Annotated in this window: 27 protein-coding genes; all 27 read right to left on the reverse strand. The window is 66.8% G+C overall.

What is annotated here, in order from left to right; all coding sequences use genetic code 11:
• Positions 1-120: 120 nt before the first annotated feature.
• The 27 genes from rpsK to rplC all read right to left on the reverse strand — a co-directional run bounded on the left by rpsK (position 121) and on the right by rplC (position 14,388).
• Positions 121-525: a 30S ribosomal protein S11 gene (gene rpsK, locus ACFF45_RS02430; RefSeq protein WP_003956432.1), complete on the reverse strand. Its 405-nt coding sequence runs from the start codon at positions 523-525 to the stop codon at positions 121-123.
• A 63-nt stretch (positions 526-588) separates the two neighbouring features.
• On the reverse strand, positions 589-969 hold the full coding sequence (gene rpsM, locus ACFF45_RS02435; RefSeq protein ID WP_189700564.1) for a 30S ribosomal protein S13: 381 nt from the start codon (positions 967-969) through the stop codon (positions 589-591).
• Positions 970-1,161: 192 nt separating this feature from the next.
• Entirely contained in the window at positions 1,162-1,275 is a 114-nt protein-coding gene (gene rpmJ / locus ACFF45_RS02440) for a 50S ribosomal protein L36 (RefSeq protein WP_003998809.1), read from the reverse strand.
• Between the two features lie 59 nt (positions 1,276-1,334).
• Positions 1,335-1,556, reverse strand: a complete 222-nt coding sequence (gene infA, locus ACFF45_RS02445; protein WP_003948620.1) for a translation initiation factor IF-1 — start codon at positions 1,554-1,556, stop codon at positions 1,335-1,337.
• A gap of 141 nt (positions 1,557-1,697) precedes the next feature.
• Entirely contained in the window at positions 1,698-2,534 is an 837-nt protein-coding gene (map, locus tag ACFF45_RS02450) for a type I methionyl aminopeptidase (RefSeq protein ID WP_381341327.1), read from the reverse strand.
• A gap of 135 nt (positions 2,535-2,669) precedes the next feature.
• Positions 2,670-3,332: an adenylate kinase gene (locus tag ACFF45_RS02455; protein ID WP_381341231.1), complete on the reverse strand. Its 663-nt coding sequence runs from the start codon at positions 3,330-3,332 to the stop codon at positions 2,670-2,672.
• The gene (gene secY / locus ACFF45_RS02460) at positions 3,332-4,645 is read right to left on the reverse strand and encodes a preprotein translocase subunit SecY (protein WP_381341234.1); all 1,314 of its coding nucleotides are present in this window, start codon (positions 4,643-4,645) and stop codon (positions 3,332-3,334) included. The genes ACFF45_RS02455 and secY overlap by 1 nt, the downstream gene beginning before the upstream one ends.
• 242 nt (positions 4,646-4,887) lie before the next feature.
• Entirely contained in the window at positions 4,888-5,343 is a 456-nt protein-coding gene (gene rplO / locus ACFF45_RS02465; protein WP_381341237.1) for a 50S ribosomal protein L15, read from the reverse strand.
• A gap of 2 nt (positions 5,344-5,345) precedes the next feature.
• On the reverse strand, positions 5,346-5,528 hold the full coding sequence (rpmD, locus tag ACFF45_RS02470) for a 50S ribosomal protein L30 (protein WP_003998814.1): 183 nt from the start codon (positions 5,526-5,528) through the stop codon (positions 5,346-5,348).
• 2 nt (positions 5,529-5,530) lie between these two features.
• On the reverse strand, positions 5,531-6,136 hold the full coding sequence (gene rpsE / locus ACFF45_RS02475; protein WP_009190144.1) for a 30S ribosomal protein S5: 606 nt from the start codon (positions 6,134-6,136) through the stop codon (positions 5,531-5,533).
• Between the two features lie 39 nt (positions 6,137-6,175).
• Entirely contained in the window at positions 6,176-6,559 is a 384-nt protein-coding gene (gene rplR / locus ACFF45_RS02480) for a 50S ribosomal protein L18 (protein ID WP_145886665.1), read from the reverse strand.
• Between the two features lie 3 nt (positions 6,560-6,562).
• Positions 6,563-7,102 carry a 50S ribosomal protein L6 gene (gene rplF, locus ACFF45_RS02485; protein ID WP_381341239.1) on the reverse strand — a complete coding sequence of 180 codons (540 nt, stop codon included), beginning with the start codon at positions 7,100-7,102 and terminating at the stop codon, positions 6,563-6,565.
• A gap of 24 nt (positions 7,103-7,126) precedes the next feature.
• The gene (gene rpsH, locus ACFF45_RS02490; RefSeq protein ID WP_129799270.1) at positions 7,127-7,525 is read right to left on the reverse strand and encodes a 30S ribosomal protein S8; all 399 of its coding nucleotides are present in this window, start codon (positions 7,523-7,525) and stop codon (positions 7,127-7,129) included.
• A 236-nt stretch (positions 7,526-7,761) separates the two neighbouring features.
• Positions 7,762-7,947 (reverse strand): type Z 30S ribosomal protein S14, encoded by a 186-nt coding sequence (locus ACFF45_RS02495; RefSeq protein ID WP_003956452.1) that lies wholly within the window; start codon positions 7,945-7,947, stop codon positions 7,762-7,764.
• 5 nt (positions 7,948-7,952) lie between these two features.
• Positions 7,953-8,510, reverse strand: a complete 558-nt coding sequence (gene rplE, locus ACFF45_RS02500; RefSeq protein WP_019329632.1) for a 50S ribosomal protein L5 — start codon at positions 8,508-8,510, stop codon at positions 7,953-7,955.
• Positions 8,510-8,833, reverse strand: coding sequence for a 50S ribosomal protein L24 (gene rplX / locus ACFF45_RS02505; RefSeq protein WP_037929577.1), 324 nt, complete (start codon positions 8,831-8,833; stop codon positions 8,510-8,512). The genes rplE and rplX overlap by 1 nt, the downstream gene beginning before the upstream one ends.
• A 2-nt stretch (positions 8,834-8,835) precedes the next feature.
• Entirely contained in the window at positions 8,836-9,204 is a 369-nt protein-coding gene (gene rplN / locus ACFF45_RS02510) for a 50S ribosomal protein L14 (protein WP_003998823.1), read from the reverse strand.
• A 132-nt stretch (positions 9,205-9,336) separates the two neighbouring features.
• Positions 9,337-9,624 (reverse strand): 30S ribosomal protein S17, encoded by a 288-nt coding sequence (rpsQ, locus tag ACFF45_RS02515; RefSeq protein WP_028420769.1) that lies wholly within the window; start codon positions 9,622-9,624, stop codon positions 9,337-9,339.
• On the reverse strand, positions 9,621-9,845 hold the full coding sequence (gene rpmC, locus ACFF45_RS02520) for a 50S ribosomal protein L29 (protein WP_007494763.1): 225 nt from the start codon (positions 9,843-9,845) through the stop codon (positions 9,621-9,623). Before rpmC ends, rpsQ begins: the two co-directional genes overlap by 4 nt.
• Positions 9,845-10,264: a 50S ribosomal protein L16 gene (gene rplP / locus ACFF45_RS02525; RefSeq protein WP_029380975.1), complete on the reverse strand. Its 420-nt coding sequence runs from the start codon at positions 10,262-10,264 to the stop codon at positions 9,845-9,847. Before rplP ends, rpmC begins: the two co-directional genes overlap by 1 nt.
• Before the next feature lie 3 nt (positions 10,265-10,267).
• Positions 10,268-11,098, reverse strand: coding sequence for a 30S ribosomal protein S3 (rpsC, locus tag ACFF45_RS02530; protein ID WP_381341242.1), 831 nt, complete (start codon positions 11,096-11,098; stop codon positions 10,268-10,270).
• Complete coding sequence (gene rplV, locus ACFF45_RS02535) at positions 11,098-11,445, reverse strand: 50S ribosomal protein L22 (RefSeq protein WP_030345431.1); 348 nt, start codon at positions 11,443-11,445, stop codon at positions 11,098-11,100. The genes rpsC and rplV overlap by 1 nt, the downstream gene beginning before the upstream one ends.
• Before the next feature lie 43 nt (positions 11,446-11,488).
• On the reverse strand, positions 11,489-11,770 hold the full coding sequence (gene rpsS / locus ACFF45_RS02540; protein WP_053759516.1) for a 30S ribosomal protein S19: 282 nt from the start codon (positions 11,768-11,770) through the stop codon (positions 11,489-11,491).
• Positions 11,771-11,782: 12 nt separating this feature from the next.
• Positions 11,783-12,619, reverse strand: coding sequence for a 50S ribosomal protein L2 (rplB, locus tag ACFF45_RS02545; protein WP_381341245.1), 837 nt, complete (start codon positions 12,617-12,619; stop codon positions 11,783-11,785).
• Between the two features lie 40 nt (positions 12,620-12,659).
• A complete protein-coding gene (gene rplW / locus ACFF45_RS02550; protein ID WP_381341248.1) occupies positions 12,660-13,079 on the reverse strand; it encodes a 50S ribosomal protein L23 in 420 nt (139 codons plus the stop codon).
• A complete protein-coding gene (gene rplD, locus ACFF45_RS02555; RefSeq protein ID WP_381341251.1) occupies positions 13,079-13,735 on the reverse strand; it encodes a 50S ribosomal protein L4 in 657 nt (218 codons plus the stop codon). The genes rplW and rplD overlap by 1 nt, the downstream gene beginning before the upstream one ends.
• Before the next feature lie 8 nt (positions 13,736-13,743).
• Complete coding sequence (gene rplC / locus ACFF45_RS02560; RefSeq protein ID WP_381341254.1) at positions 13,744-14,388, reverse strand: 50S ribosomal protein L3; 645 nt, start codon at positions 14,386-14,388, stop codon at positions 13,744-13,746.
• Positions 14,389-14,402: the final 14 nt, after the last annotated feature.

Genomic DNA, 14,402 nt, shown 5'->3' on the forward strand with positions numbered 1-14,402 from the left:
GGGCGCCCGCTATATGACGCCCGACCAGACCGCGCCGCTTGCACGACACGGGTACTGCAAGGGTACGGGCGGTACGGCCCGAGAGGGCCGTACCGCCCGGACAACCCTGGCGAGGCGAGGTCAGACGCGACGACGCTTCGGCGGGCGGCAGCCGTTGTGCGGGGTCGGGGTGACGTCCTGGATGGAGCCGACCTCGAGGCCCGTGGCCTGCAGGGAGCGGATCGCGGTCTCACGACCGGAGCCCGGGCCCTTGACGAACACGTCGACCTTGCGCATGCCGTGCTCCTGGGCGCGGCGGGCGGCCGACTCGGCGGCCATCTGCGCGGCGAACGGCGTGGACTTCCGGGAGCCCTTGAAGCCGACGTGGCCGGCGGAGGCCCAGGAGATCACGTTGCCGGACGGGTCCGTGATCGAGACGATCGTGTTGTTGAACGTGCTCTTGATGTGCGCGTGGCCGTGAGCGACGTTCTTCTTTTCCTTGCGGCGCACCTTCTTGGCAGCGCCCTGACGTCCCTTGGGGGGCATCTCTAACTCCTACGGAGGTGGTCGGTCCTACAGCGAAGACCGTGGACGGTGGTCCGCTGCGGACTACTTCTTGCCCGGCTTCTTCTTGCCGGCGATGGCGCGACGCGGGCCCTTGCGGGTACGGGCGTTCGTGCTGGTGCGCTGACCGCGGACGGGCAGACCACGACGGTGACGGAGACCCTGGTAGGTACCGATCTCGACCTTGCGGCGGATGTCGGCCTGGATCTCGCGACGGAGGTCACCCTCGGTCTTGATGTTGTTGTCGACGTACTCGCGGATCGCGACCAGCTGCTCTTCGCTGAGGTCACGGACGCGGGTGTTCGGGTCGATACCCGTGGCAGCCAGCGTCTGCTGCGAAAGAGTCCGGCCGATGCCGAACACGTACGTGAGGGCGATCTCCACGCGCTTTTCGCGCGGGATGTCGACACCGGAAACGCGTGCCATTCAATGGCTCCTGGTGATCTTCGGAGGTCTTCCACAGGACACGTTCCCAGCCGCCGTATCAGGTACGGACTGGGTCCCCGGCCTCCGACCGGGGGTGTCGAGCCGCCGTACGGCTCGGGCCCTGCGTATGAACAATTCAGCTCGCGTCGCGCGAAACTCTGCGATAGCGGTGCAGAGGGAGTGGTACTGCGATCAGCCCTGGCGCTGCTTGTGGCGCGGGTTCTCGCAGATGACCATGACCCGGCCGTGACGGCGGATCACCCTGCACTTGTCGCAGATCTTCTTGACGCTCGGCTTGACCTTCATGGGGTGAGGTTCTCCGGGTCAGTGCCACCACCCCGGCGGGACCGGGGTGCGGGCAAGATCTACTTGTACCGGTAGACGATCCGGCCACGCGTCAGGTCGTACGGAGACAGCTCCACCACGACCCGGTCGTCAGGGAGGATGCGGATGTAGTGCATGCGCATCTTGCCGCTGATGTGTGCCAGGACCTGGTGGCCGTTCTGGAGCTCGACCTTGAACATGGCGTTCGGCAGAGACTCGACGACAGTGCCCTCGATCTCGATGGCACCTTGCTTCTTGGCCACGCTTCGCCCTTCGAATCGACTACCTTGATCGACTCAGTGCGAGCGCATGCAGACATGCGGGTGCACGAGAGCCGACGAGTCAGTCTACGTCAGCGCACCCGGAAACACGAATCGAGGCAGTCTGCCCCACTCCGGAGATCATCATGCGAGCGGGTCCGGGGCCGCCGTCACGCCGTGCTCCGCCAGCTTCGCCCGGCCCCCGTCCAAAGCCGTCAGGACCAGGGGCCCCTGCTCGGTCAGGGCGACGGAGTGCTCCCAGTGGGACGACCAGGTGCCGTCCGTGGTGATGACGGTCCAGTCGTCCCGGAGGACCTCGGTCTTCGGGGTGCCCAGGGAGACCATCGGCTCGATGGCCAGGCAGAAGCCGGGGACCAGCTTGGGGCCCTTGCCCCGGCGGCGGTCGACGTAGTTCAGCAGGTGCGGGTCCATGTGCATCTCGGTGCCGATGCCGTGGCCGCCGTAGTCCTCGATGATGCCGTAGCGCCCGCCGCCGGGCTTCGGCTGGCGGCGGATGTACGTCTCGACGGCCCGGGAGATGTCGACGAGCCGGTTGCCCTGCTTCATGGCCGCGATGCCGGCCCACATCGACTCCTCGGTCACCCGGGAGAGTTCGAGCAGCTCCGGGGCGTGACCGGAGCCCACGAAGGCCGTGTAGGCCGCGTCGCCGTGCCAGCCGTCGACGATCGCGCCGCAGTCGACGGAGATGATGTCGCCGTCCTTCAGGACGACGTCCTCGGACGGGATGCCGTGGACCACGACCTCGTTCACCGAGGTGCAGATGGTCGCCGGGAACCCGCCGTACCCCAGGAAGTTCGACTTCGCCCCGTGCTCCGCGAGCACCTTGCGCGCGACCTCGTCCAGATCCTTCGTGCTGGCCCCGGGCACCGCGGCCACCCGCGTCGCCGCGTGGACGGCGGCGACGACCAACCCGGCCTCACGCATCCTGGCGATCTGCTCGGGACTCTTGATCTGCACCATGGGCACGACGGCCTTTCTCGGACCGGGAAGGGACGGACTGGTTCCACGATAAGGGGCTGCCGCACCGGCCCACCCCACACGCGACGGCCGCGGTCCCTTGAGCGGGGACCGCGGCCGTCGACGACGTACGAACGACTACTGCGCGTCGTCCTCGCGCTTGAGCGCCTCCAGCGCGCGGCCCGTGACCTCACCGACCGCACCCATCGCGGAGATGGTCACGACCAGCCCCTGCGCCTTGTAGTAGTCGATGATCGGCTCGGTCTGCGTGTGGTAGACCTCCAGCCGCTTGCGCACGGTCCCCTCGGAGTCGTCGTCACGCTGGTACAGCTCCCCGCCGCAGACGTCGCAGACGCCCTCCTGCTTCGGCGCGCCGTACGTCACGTGGAACACGTGCGCGGAGTCCTTGCGGCAGACACGCCGGCCGGCGATCCGCTTGACGACCTCGTCCTCGGGGGCCTCCAGGTCCAGCACGGCGTCCAGCTGGATGCCCTCGGTCCTGAGCAGCTCGTCCAGCGCCTCGGCCTGCGAGACGTTGCGCGGGAAGCCGTCCAGCAGGAACCCGTTCTCGGCGTCCGGCTGCTCCATGCGGTCCTTCGCCATGGCGATGGTGACCTCGTCCGGCACCAGGTTGCCGGCGTCCATGTAGGACTTGGCCAGCTTGCCGAGTTCCGTCTGCCGACTGATGTTGGCGCGGAACAGGTCGCCCGTGGAGATGTGCGGGATCGACAGCTTCTCGGCAAGGCGTGTGGCCTGCGTACCCTTACCGGCACCCGGCGGCCCGACGAGGACGATTCGCATCAGCGGAGGAACCCTTCGTAATTGCGCTGCTGGAGCTGGCTCTCGATCTGCTTCACCGTTTCGAGACCGACACCCACGATGATCAGGATGCTGGTCCCGCCGAACGGGAAGTTCTGGTTTGCCCCGAAACCAACCAACGCCATTGTCGGAACGAGAGCGATCAGACCCAGATACAGCGAACCCGGCCAGGTGATCCGGTTGAGTACGTAGCTCAGGTACTCAGCGGTCGGTCGGCCAGCCCGGATGCCCGGGATGAAGCCACCATACTTCTTCATGTTGTCGGCGACTTCCTCGGGGTTGAAGGAGATCGCCACGTAGAAGAACGCGAAGAAAACAATGAGCAAGAAGTACAGAGTGATGTAAATCGGGTGATCACCCTGGACGAGGTGGGCCTCGATCCAGGTCTTCCAGCCCGATGTGCCGCTGGAGAACTGGGCGATCAGCGCAGGGATGTAGAGCAGCGACGAGGCGAAGATGACAGGAATCACACCCGCCTGGTTCACCTTGAGCGGGATGTACGTGGACGTACCGCCGTAGGCGCGGCGGCCGATCATGCGCTTGGCGTACTGCACCGGGATGCGGCGCTGGGCCTGCTCGACGAAGACCACCAGGCCGACCATGAACAGACCGACGAGGATGACCGTGCCGAACTCGATCCAGCCGTCGGCCAGGGTGCCCTGCTGCTTGATCGCCCACAGGGCGGACGGGAAGGTGGCGGCGATCGAGATGAACATCAGGATCGACATGCCGTTGCCGATGCCGCGGTCGGTGATGAGCTCGCCGAGCCACATCACGACGGCCGTACCGGCGGTCATCACGATGACCATGGTGACGGTGACGAAGATCGACTGGTCCGGGACGATCTGGCCGGCGACCGGGCAGCCGGAGAACAGGGCGCCGCTGCGGGCGGTGGCGACGAGGCCGGTGCCCTGGAGGATGGCGAGCGCCACGGTCAGGTAGCGGGTGTACTGCGTGATCTTCGCCGTACCGGCCTGGCCCTCCTTCTTGAGGGCTTCGAGGCGGGGGATCACCACCGTCAGAAGTTGCAGGATGATGCTCGCGGTGATGTACGGCATGATGCCGAGTGCGAAGATCGTGATCTGGAGCAGGGCGCCGCCGCTGAACATGTTGACCAGACCGAACAGACCCTGGTTGCCCTTGGCTACGTCGATACAGGTCTGGACGTTCTGGTAGTCGACGCCCGGAATCGGGACATGCGTCCCGACCCGGTACACCACGATGATGCCGAGCGTGAAGAGCAGCTTCTTGCGCAGGTCGGGCGTCTTGAACGCCCGGGCGAACGCGGTGAGCACGGTGCCTCCTGCGACCCCCGCGCATCTGCGTCAAGGGTGACGGTCTTGAGGTTCCAATAGAACAACGACATGGGTAACGGCCAACTGCCGCCCAGAGTGCCCGAGGTGCGGCAGCTGTGAAAGTTGGCAGTGCAGGCCACCTTACCCGCGGGACTGCCGCCCTAGGAACGACCAACCGGGGATACCCCATTTGTGGGGTATCCCCGGTCGGGATCGCTCAAGTCATCGAGACGCCTGAAGGGTCAGACCAACTCGGTGACGGTACCGCCGGCGGCGGTGATCTTCTCCTTGGCGGCGCCGGAGACGGCGTCGACCGTCACCTGCAACGCCACGGAGATCTCGCCCTGGCCGAGGACCTTGACGAGGCTGTTCTTGCGAACGGCGCCCTTGGCCACCAGACCCTCGACGGTGACCTCGCCACCCTCGGGGTACAGCGCGGCCAGCTTGTCGAGGTTCACGACCTGGTACTCGGTCTTGAACGGGTTCTTGAAGCCCTTCAGCTTCGGGAGACGCATGTGGAGCGGCATCTGGCCACCCTCGAAGCGCTCCGGAACCTGGTAGCGGGCCTTCGTGCCCTTGGTACCACGACCGGCCGTCTTACCCTTGGACGCCTCGCCACGACCCACACGGGTCTTGGCGGTCTTGGCGCCCGGGGCGGGACGGAGGTTGTGGATCTTCAGCGGGTTGTTCTCCGCCATGATCAGTCGACCTCCTCGACCGTCACGAGGTGGCGGACGGTGTGCACCATGCCGCGGAACTCGGGGCGGTCCTCCTTGACGACCACGGTGTTGATCCCCTTGAGACCAAGCGACCGAAGGGTGTCACGGTGGTTCTGCTTGCTGCCGATGTAGGACTTGACCTGCGTGATCTTGAGCTGCGCCATGATTACGCACCCGCCCCGGCACGCGCACGCAGCAGGGCCGCGGGGGCGACGTCCTCCAGCGGCAGACCGCGGCGGGCCGCGATCTCCTCGGGACGCTGCAGGCCCTTGAGGGCCTCCACGGTCGCGTGCACGATGTTGATCGCGTTGTCGGAGCCGAGCGACTTCGACAGCACGTCGTGGATACCGGCGCACTCCAGCACGGCACGCACGGGACCACCGGCGATCACACCGGTACCCGGCGAGGCCGGCTTGAGGAGGACGACACCGGCCGCCTTCTCACCCTGGATGGGGTGGGGGATGGTGCCCTGGATCCGGGGGACCTTGAAGAAGTGCTTCTTGGCCTCCTCAACGCCCTTGGCGATGGCGGCCGGCACCTCCTTGGCCTTGCCGTAACCGACACCCACGGTGCCGTCACCGTCGCCCACCACGACCAGCGCGGTGAAGCTGAAGCGACGACCACCCTTCACAACCTTGGCAACGCGGTTGATCGCGACGACGCGCTCGACGTACGCGGTCTTCTCGGCGGCAGCAGCGCCGCCGTCACGGCCCTTCCGGTCCCGCCGCTCGCCGCCACCGGCACCGCCACCGCGGCGCTGGGGTCCAGCCATTGGAATTACCTCTCTCTGTTTCCGCTAGCTACGGCAGGCTCAGAACTTGAGCCCGGCTTCGCGGGCGGCGTCCGCCAGGGCGGCGATGCGCCCGGCGTACTGGTTGCCACCTCGGTCGAACACGACGGCCTCGACACCGGCGGCCTTGGCGCGCTCGGCGACCAGGGCACCGACCTGCTTGGCCTGCGAGGACTTGTCGCCCTCGCCACCACGGACCGAGGCGTCCAGGGTGGACGCCGACGCCAGGGTGTGGCCCTTGAGGTCGTCGATCACCTGCGCCACGATGTGGCGGTTGGAGCGGGTCACGACCAGACGGGGACGCTCGGCCGTACCCGAGATCCGCTTGCGGATCCGGATGTGACGGCGCTTGATCGCGGCGCGCTTGTAGGCGTCGCCCTTGAGGATCTTCTGCCCGTATGCCATGGCTTACTTACCCGCCTTTCCGACCTTGCGGCGGATGACTTCGCCCTCGTACTTGACGCCCTTGGCCTTGTACGGGTCGGGCTTGCGCAGCTTGCGGATGTTGGCCGCAACCTCGCCGACCTTCTGCTTGTCGATGCCCTCGACCGAGAAACGGGTCGGGGTCTCCACCTTGAAGCTGATCCCCTCGGGGGCCTCGACCGTGATCGGGTGGCTGTAGCCGAGCGCGAACTCCAGGTTCGTGCCCTTGGCGGTCACTCGGTAACCGACACCGCTGATCTCGAGCTTCTTCACGTAACCCTGGGTCACGCCGGTGATCATGTTCGCCACCAGCGTGCGGGACAGGCCGTGCAGGGCCTTGTTCTGACGCTCGTCGTTCGGGCGGGTGACGTTCAGGACGCCGTCCTCACCCTTGACGATCTCGATCGGCGCGGCGACGGTGTGGGTCAGCTCGCCCTTGGGGCCCTTGACCTTGACCGTGCGGCCGTCGATGGTGACGTCCACGCCGGCGGGAACCGCGATGGGGAGCTTGCCGATGCGCGACATAGCTGTTTCCTCCGTTCCCTTCCGTTACCAGACGTAGGCGAGAACTTCTCCGCCTACGCCCTTCTTGCCGGCCTGCTTGTCGGTGAGGAGCCCGTGCGACGTGGAGATGATCGCCACGCCGAGGCCGCCGAGCACCTTCGGCAGGTTGGTGGACTTCGCGTACACCCGGAGACCGGGCTTGGAGATCCGCTTGATGCCCGCGATGGAGCGCTCACGGTTGGGGCCGAACTTCAGCTCCAGGACGAGGTTCTTGCCGACCTCGGCGTCCTCGACGCGCCAGCCCGTGATGAAGCCCTCCTGCTGGAGGATCTCCGCGATGTGAGACTTGATCTTCGAGTGCGGCATCGCCACGGTGTCGTGGTACGCCGAGTTCGCGTTCCGCAGACGCGTAAGCATGTCTGCGATCGGATCAGTCATGGTCATGAATTGGCCTTCGGCCTCTCTCGCCGGGGTTTCCCGATGCGCCATCCCTCTCCCCGATCCGAGACGGGACGGGTGCGGCGCGGTGGACCTACGGCGTAGTAAGCAAACATGTGCAGGCGCTGCCTGCGTGCGTACGGGCGGCAGGCGCCCAACCCCACAAGCCTAAGGCATGCGGAGCAGGACCCCTGCCGACCCAGATGCTTACCGAGAGCTTCAGGAATCCCCTCTTACGGGGATTACCAGGAGCTCTTGGTCACGCCCGGCAGCTCGCCACGGTGAGCCATCTCACGAAGGCACACGCGGCACAGGCCGAACTTGCGGTACACGGAGTGCGGACGGCCGCAGCGCTGGCAGCGGGTGTACGCGCGCACACCGAACTTGGGCTTGCGAGCAGCCTTGGCAATCAGAGCCTTCTTCGCCATCTCGCTCACGCCTCCTTGAACGGGAAGCCGAGGTGACGAAGGAGCGCGCGGCCCTCAGCGTCGTTGGTCGCCGTGGTGACCACGGTGATGTCCATACCCCGGACGCGGTCGATCTTGTCCTGGTCGATCTCGTGGAACATGACCTGCTCCGTGAGACCGAAGGTGTAGTTGCCACGGCCGTCGAACTGCTTGGGGGACAGGCCGCGGAAGTCGCGGATGCGCGGCAGCGCGAGCGACAGGGTGCGGTCCAGGAACTCCCACATGCGGTCGCCACGGAGCGTGACGTGGGCACCGATCGGCTGGCCCTCACGCAGCTTGAACTGCGCGATGGACTTGCGGGCCTTGGTGACGGCCGGCTTCTGACCGGTGATCGTGGTGAGGTCGCGGATGGCGCCCTCGATCAGCTTGGAGTCGCGGGCGGCGTCGCCCACACCCATGTTGACCACGATCTTGACGAGGCCGGGTACCTGCATGACGTTCTCGTACGAGAACTCCTCGCGCAGCTTCCCCGCGATCTCCTCGCGGTACTTCGTCTTCAGACGCGGAGTGGTGGTGGTCGCCATCAGATGTCCTCACCCGTCCGCTTGGCAACGCGGATCTTGTTGCCCTCGTCGTCGAAGCGGTAACCGACGCGGGTCACGACCTTGTTGCCGTCCTTCTCCACGACCAGCTGGACGTTGGAGACGTGGATCGGCGCCTCGGTGGTGACGATGCCGCCGGCCTGCGAACCGCGAGCCGTCGGACCGGCCTTGGTGTGCTTCTTGACCCGGTTGACACCCTCGACCAGGACGCGCTCCTCGCGCGGGAAAGCGGCAATGACCTTGCCCTGCTTGCCCTTGTCCTTGCCGGTGATGACCTGGACCAGGTCGCCCTTCTTGATCTTCATGCTTACAGCACCTCCGGCGCGAGCGAGATGATCTTCATGAACTTCTTCTCGCGCAGCTCACGGCCGACCGGGCCGAAGATACGGGTGCCGCGAGGGTCGCCGTCGTTCTTCAGAATGACGGCGGCGTTCTCGTCGAAGCGGATGTACGAGCCGTCCGGACGGCGGCGCTCCTTGACGGTGCGAACGATGACCGCCTTGACGACGTCACCCTTCTTCACGTTGCCACCGGGGATCGCGTCCTTGACGGTGGCGACGATGACGTCACCGATACCCGCGTAGCGGCGACCGGAGCCACCGAGCACACGGATGCAAAGGATTTCCTTCGCACCAGTGTTGTCGGCGACGCGCAGTCGCGACTCCTGCTGGATCACGTCTATCTCCTGTGTGTCTGCCGGTTCCCGGCAGGGGCCTCAGTGACGAGCGCCCCTGCCGAGCCTGGCGGAACTGACCTGCGGGGTTTGCCCCGCAGGAATACCTTGCTTAAGGAACTCCCCTACGGGGAATTACTTGGCCTTCTCGAGGATCTCGACGACGCGCCAGCGCTTCGTCGCGGACAGCGGCCGGGTCTCCATGAGGAGGACGCGGTCGCCGACACCCGCGGCGTTCTGCTCGTCGTGCGCCTTGAGCTTGTTGGTACGGCGGATGACCTTGCCGTACAGCGCGTGCTTGACGCGGTCCTCGACGGCGACGACGACGGTCTTGTCCATCTTGTCGCTGACGACGTAACCCTCACGGGTCTTGCGGAAGCCGCGCGCCTCGGTGTTCTGCTCAGTCACGTTGTTCTCGCTCATGCGTTCTCCACCGTTTCGATGCCCAGCTCGCGCTCGCGCATCAGGGTGTAGATCCGCGCGATGTCCTTACGGACGGCCTTCAGCCGGCCGTGGTTCTCGAGCTGACCCGTCGCCGCCTGGAAGCGGAGGTTGAACAGCTCTTCCTTGGCCTCGCGGAGCTTCGCCAGAAGCTCCTCGTTGCCCAGCTCGCGCAGCTCGGACGCCTTGGTACCGGCCGACATCACGCTTCACCTGCCTCGCGCTTGACGATCCGGCACTTCATCGGCAGCTTGTGGGCGGCACGAGTCAGCGCCTCACGGGCGATCTTCTCGTTGGGGTACGACAGCTCGAACATCACGCGTCCGGGCTTGACGTTGGCGACCCACCACTCCGGGGAACCCTTACCGGAACCCATGCGGGTCTCGGCCGGCTTCTTCGTGAGCGGACGGTCCGGGTAGATGTTGATCCAGACCTTGCCGCCACGCTTGATGTGACGGGTCATGGCGATACGAGCCGCCTCGATCTGGCGGTTCGTGACGTACGCCGGGGTCAGCGCCTGGATTCCGTACTCGCCGAACGCAACCTGCGTGCCACCCTTGGACATACCGTTGCGCTTCGGGTGGTGCTGCTTGCGGTGCTTGACCCTACGGGGGATCAGCATGGGTCAGCTCTCCTTTCCAGCAGCGCTGGGCTCGGCGGCCGGTGCCGCGGGCGCCTCGGCCGTCTGGGCCTCGGCCGCCGCGGCGGACTGCTGCGGCTTGCGGCCGCGCCGCTCGCCACCGCGGCCACCACGGGCCGGGCGGTCGGCGCCACCACGGGCCGGGCGGTTGCCGGCGCGGGCGGCGGCGTTCTCGGCGCGGACCTCGGCGATGTTCTTGACGTCGCCCTTGTAGATCCAGACCTTCACACCGATGCGGCCGAAGGTCGTCTTGGCCTCGAAGAAGCCGTAGTCGACGTTGGCGCGCAGCGTGTGCAGGGGCACACGGCCCTCGCGGTAGAACTCCGAGCGGGACATCTCGGCGCCGCCGAGACGGCCACCGCACTGGATCTTGATGCCCTTGGCGCCCGCCTTCATCGCCGACTGCATGCTCTTGCGCATGGCGCGGCGGAAGGAGACGCGGGAGGACAGCTGCTCGGCGACGGCCTGGGCCACCAGCTGAGCGTCCGTCTCCGGGTTCTTGACCTCGAGGATGTTCAGCTGGACCTGCTTGCCGGTCAGCTTCTCCAGGTCACCGCGGATGCGGTCGGCCTCGGCGCCGCGGCGGCCGATGACGATGCCCGGGCGAGCGGTGTGGATGTCCACGCGGACGCGGTCACGGGTGCGCTCGATCTCGACCTTGGAGATGCCGGCGCGCTCCATGCCGGACGTCATCATCCGACGGATGGCGACGTCTTCCTTGACGTAGTCCTTGTACAGCTTGTCGGCGTACCACCGGGACTTGAAGTCCGTGGTGACACCGAGCCGGAACCCGTGCGGGTTTACCTTCTGGCCCATTACCGGGTTCCTTCCTTGCTGCTGACGACCACGGTGATGTGGCTGGTCCGCTTGCGGATCCGGTAGGCACGGCCCTGGGCGCGCGGCCGGAACCGCTTCAGGGTCGGGCCCTCGTCGACGTAGGCCTCGGAGATGAAGAGGCTGTCGGCGTCGGTGTGGTCGTAGTTGTGCGCGGCGTTGGCGATGGCGCTGTCGAGCACCTTGCCGACCGGCACGGAGGCTGCCTGCGGAGCGAATCGCAGAACAGCCTGGGCCTCCGTGGCGTTCATGCCACGGATGAGGTCCACCACGCGGCGGGCCTTCATGGGCGTGACGCGGATGTACCGCGCCTGGGCCCTGGCTTCCATGGTTGTCCCTTCAGTTACTTACGTGTCTGAATGCGATCCGCTGCTAGCGGCGCTTCGACTTCCGGTCGTCCTTGACGTGACCCCGGAAGGTGCGCGTCGGCGAGAACTCGCCGAGCTTGTGGCCGACCATCGACTCGGTGACGAACACCGGGATGTGGGTCTTGCCGTTGTGCACCGCGAGCGTGTGGCCGAGCATGGCCGGCACGATCATCGAGCGACGGGACCAGGTCTTGATGACGTTCTTGGTGCCGGCTTCGTTCTGGGCGTCCACCTTCTTCATCAGGTGGTCGTCGACGAAGGGCCCCTTCTTCAAGCTACGAGGCATCTCAACCCGTCCTTAGCGCTTCTTGTTCGTCTTGCGGCGGCGGACGATGTACTTGTTCGACGCCTTCTTGGGCGAACGAGTACGGCCTTCCTTCTTGCCCCACGGGGAGACCGGGTGGCGGCCACCGGAGGTACGGCCCTCACCACCACCGTGCGGGTGGTCGACCGGGTTCATGACCACACCACGCACGGTCGGGCGAACGCCCAGCCAGCGCTTGCGGCCGGCCTTGCCCCAGTTGATGTTCGACTGCTCGGCGTTGCCGACCTCGCCGACGGTGGCGCGGCAGCGCACGTCGACCAGGCGGATCTCTCCGGACGGCATGCGCAGGTGGGCCATCGAGCCCTCCTTCGCGAGCAGCTGCACGGAGGCACCGGCGGAGCGGGCGAACTTGGCACCGCCACCGGGACGGAGCTCGATCGCGTGGATCGTGGTACCGACCGGGATGTTGCGGAGGGCCAGGTTGTTGCCCGGCTTGATGTCGGCCCCGGGACCGTTCTCGATGCGGTCGCCCTGCGACAGGCCGCGCGGCGCGAGGATGTAGCGCTTCTCGCCGTCGGCGTAGTGCAGCAGCGCGATGCGCGCGGTGCGGTTGGGGTCGTACTCGATGTGCGCGACCTTCGCCGGCACGCCGTCCTTGTCGTGCCGACGGAAGTCGATCACGCGGTAGGCGCGCTTGTGTCCGCCACCCTGGTGGCGAACGGTCACACGACCGGCGTTGTTACGGCCGCCCTTGCTGTGCAGCGGGCGGACCAGCGACTTCTCCGGCGTGGACCGCGTGACCTCGACGAAGTCGGCGACGCTGGCGCCACGACGGCCCGGCGTAGTCGGCTTGTACTTGCGGATTCCCATTTCTCAGTCCTCGTCCGATATCGGACGATCCGGACCGCCCTCAGGCGGTCGGACCGCCGAAGATGTCGATACGGTCGCCCTCGGCGAGGGTCACGATCGCGCGCTTGGTGGCGGCACGCTGGCCGAAGCCCGTACGGGTCCGCTTGCGCTTGCCCTGGCGGTTGATCGTGTTCACGCCGGTGACCTTGACCGAGAAGACCGCCTGGACGGCCTGCTTGATCTGGGTCTTGTTGGCGTTCGGGGCCACGATGAACGTGTACTTGCCCTCGTCGAGAAGCGCGTAGCTCTTCTCGGACACGACCGGCTTGAGCAGGACGTCACGGGGGTCCGTGAAGGCCTTGCTCGCCGGGGTGACGACGGTGTTCTTGCCCTCGGCCTCGTGGCGGCGCGCCTTGGCGACGCGGGCGGCCTTGGCGGCCTTGGCGGCCTTCGAGGCAATGGCGGGGTGACGGATAGCCATCAGGCCTCGCTCCCTTCGGTGTCATCGGCCTTCGGGCCCGACACGAAGGACTCGAAAGCGGCCTGGGTGAAGACCACGTCGTCCGAGACGAGAACGTCGTACGTGTTCAGCTGGCCCGGCTCCAGGATGTGGACCTGGGGCAGGTTGCGGGCGGACAGCCACGCGGCCTCGTCGGCGCGGTCGACGACCAGGAGCAGGTTCTTGCGCTCCGAGATCTTGCCGAACAGCGTCCTGGCGGCCTTCGTCGACGGGTTCTCGCCCTCGACGACGCCGGAGACGACGTGGATGCGGTTGTGGCGGGCCCGGTCGGTGAGGGCGTGCCGCAGGGCGGCGGCCTTCATCTTCTTCGGGGTCCGCTGCGAGTAGTCGCGCGGCACGGGACCGTGCACGACGCCACCACCGGCGAACTGCGGCGCGCGGGTCGAACCCTGGCGGGCGCGACCGGTGCCCTTCTGGCGGTACGGCTTCTTGCCGCCGCCGCGGACCTCGCCACGGGTCTTGGTCTTGTGCGTGCCCTGGCGGGCAGCGGCCAGCTGCGCGACGACGACCTGGTGGATCAGCGGAACGCTGACCTTCTCAACGCCGAAGATCTCCGCGGGGAGCTCGACGGAACCGGCCTTGTCGCCTGCCGGCGAAAGGATGTCAACAGTGCTCATCGGTTACCTCAGGCCCCCTTGGCCGCGGTGCGGACCAGGACGAGGCCGCCGTTCGGACCGGGAACCGCGCCCTTGATGAGCAGCAGACCCTTCTCCGCGTCAACGGCGTGGACGGTCAGGTTCTGGGTGGTGACCCGCTCGTTGCCCATGCGACCCGCCATGCGGAGGCCCTTGAACACGCGGCCCGGGGTGGCGCAGCCACCGATGGAACCGGGGGAGCGGTGCTTGCGCTGGGTGCCGTGGCCGGCGCCGAGACCACCGAAGTTGTGGCGCTTCATGACACCGGCGAAGCCCTTGCCCTTGCTCTTGCCGGTCACGTCGACCTTGACGCCGGCCTCGAACACCTCGGCGGTGATCTCCTGGCCCAGCGTGTACTCGGAGGCGTCCGCGGTGCGGATCTCGACGAGGTGGCGACGGGGGGTGACGTCGGCCTTGGCGAAGTGGCCCTTCAGGGGCTTGTTCACCTTGCGCGGGTCGATCTCGCCGAAGGCGATCTGGACGGACTCGTAGCCGTCGACGTCGTTCGTGCGGACCTGGGTGACGACGTTCGGGCCGGCCTTGACGACGGTGACCGGGACGACGCGGTTGTTCTCGTCCCACACCTGCGTCATACCGAGCTTCTCGCCCAGGATGCCCTTGATCTGCTTGGTCATCTTCAGATCACCGC

This window comes from Streptomyces cinereospinus, from assembly GCF_042430725.1.
Classification (GTDB): domain Bacteria; phylum Actinomycetota; class Actinomycetes; order Streptomycetales; family Streptomycetaceae; genus Streptomyces; species Streptomyces cinereospinus.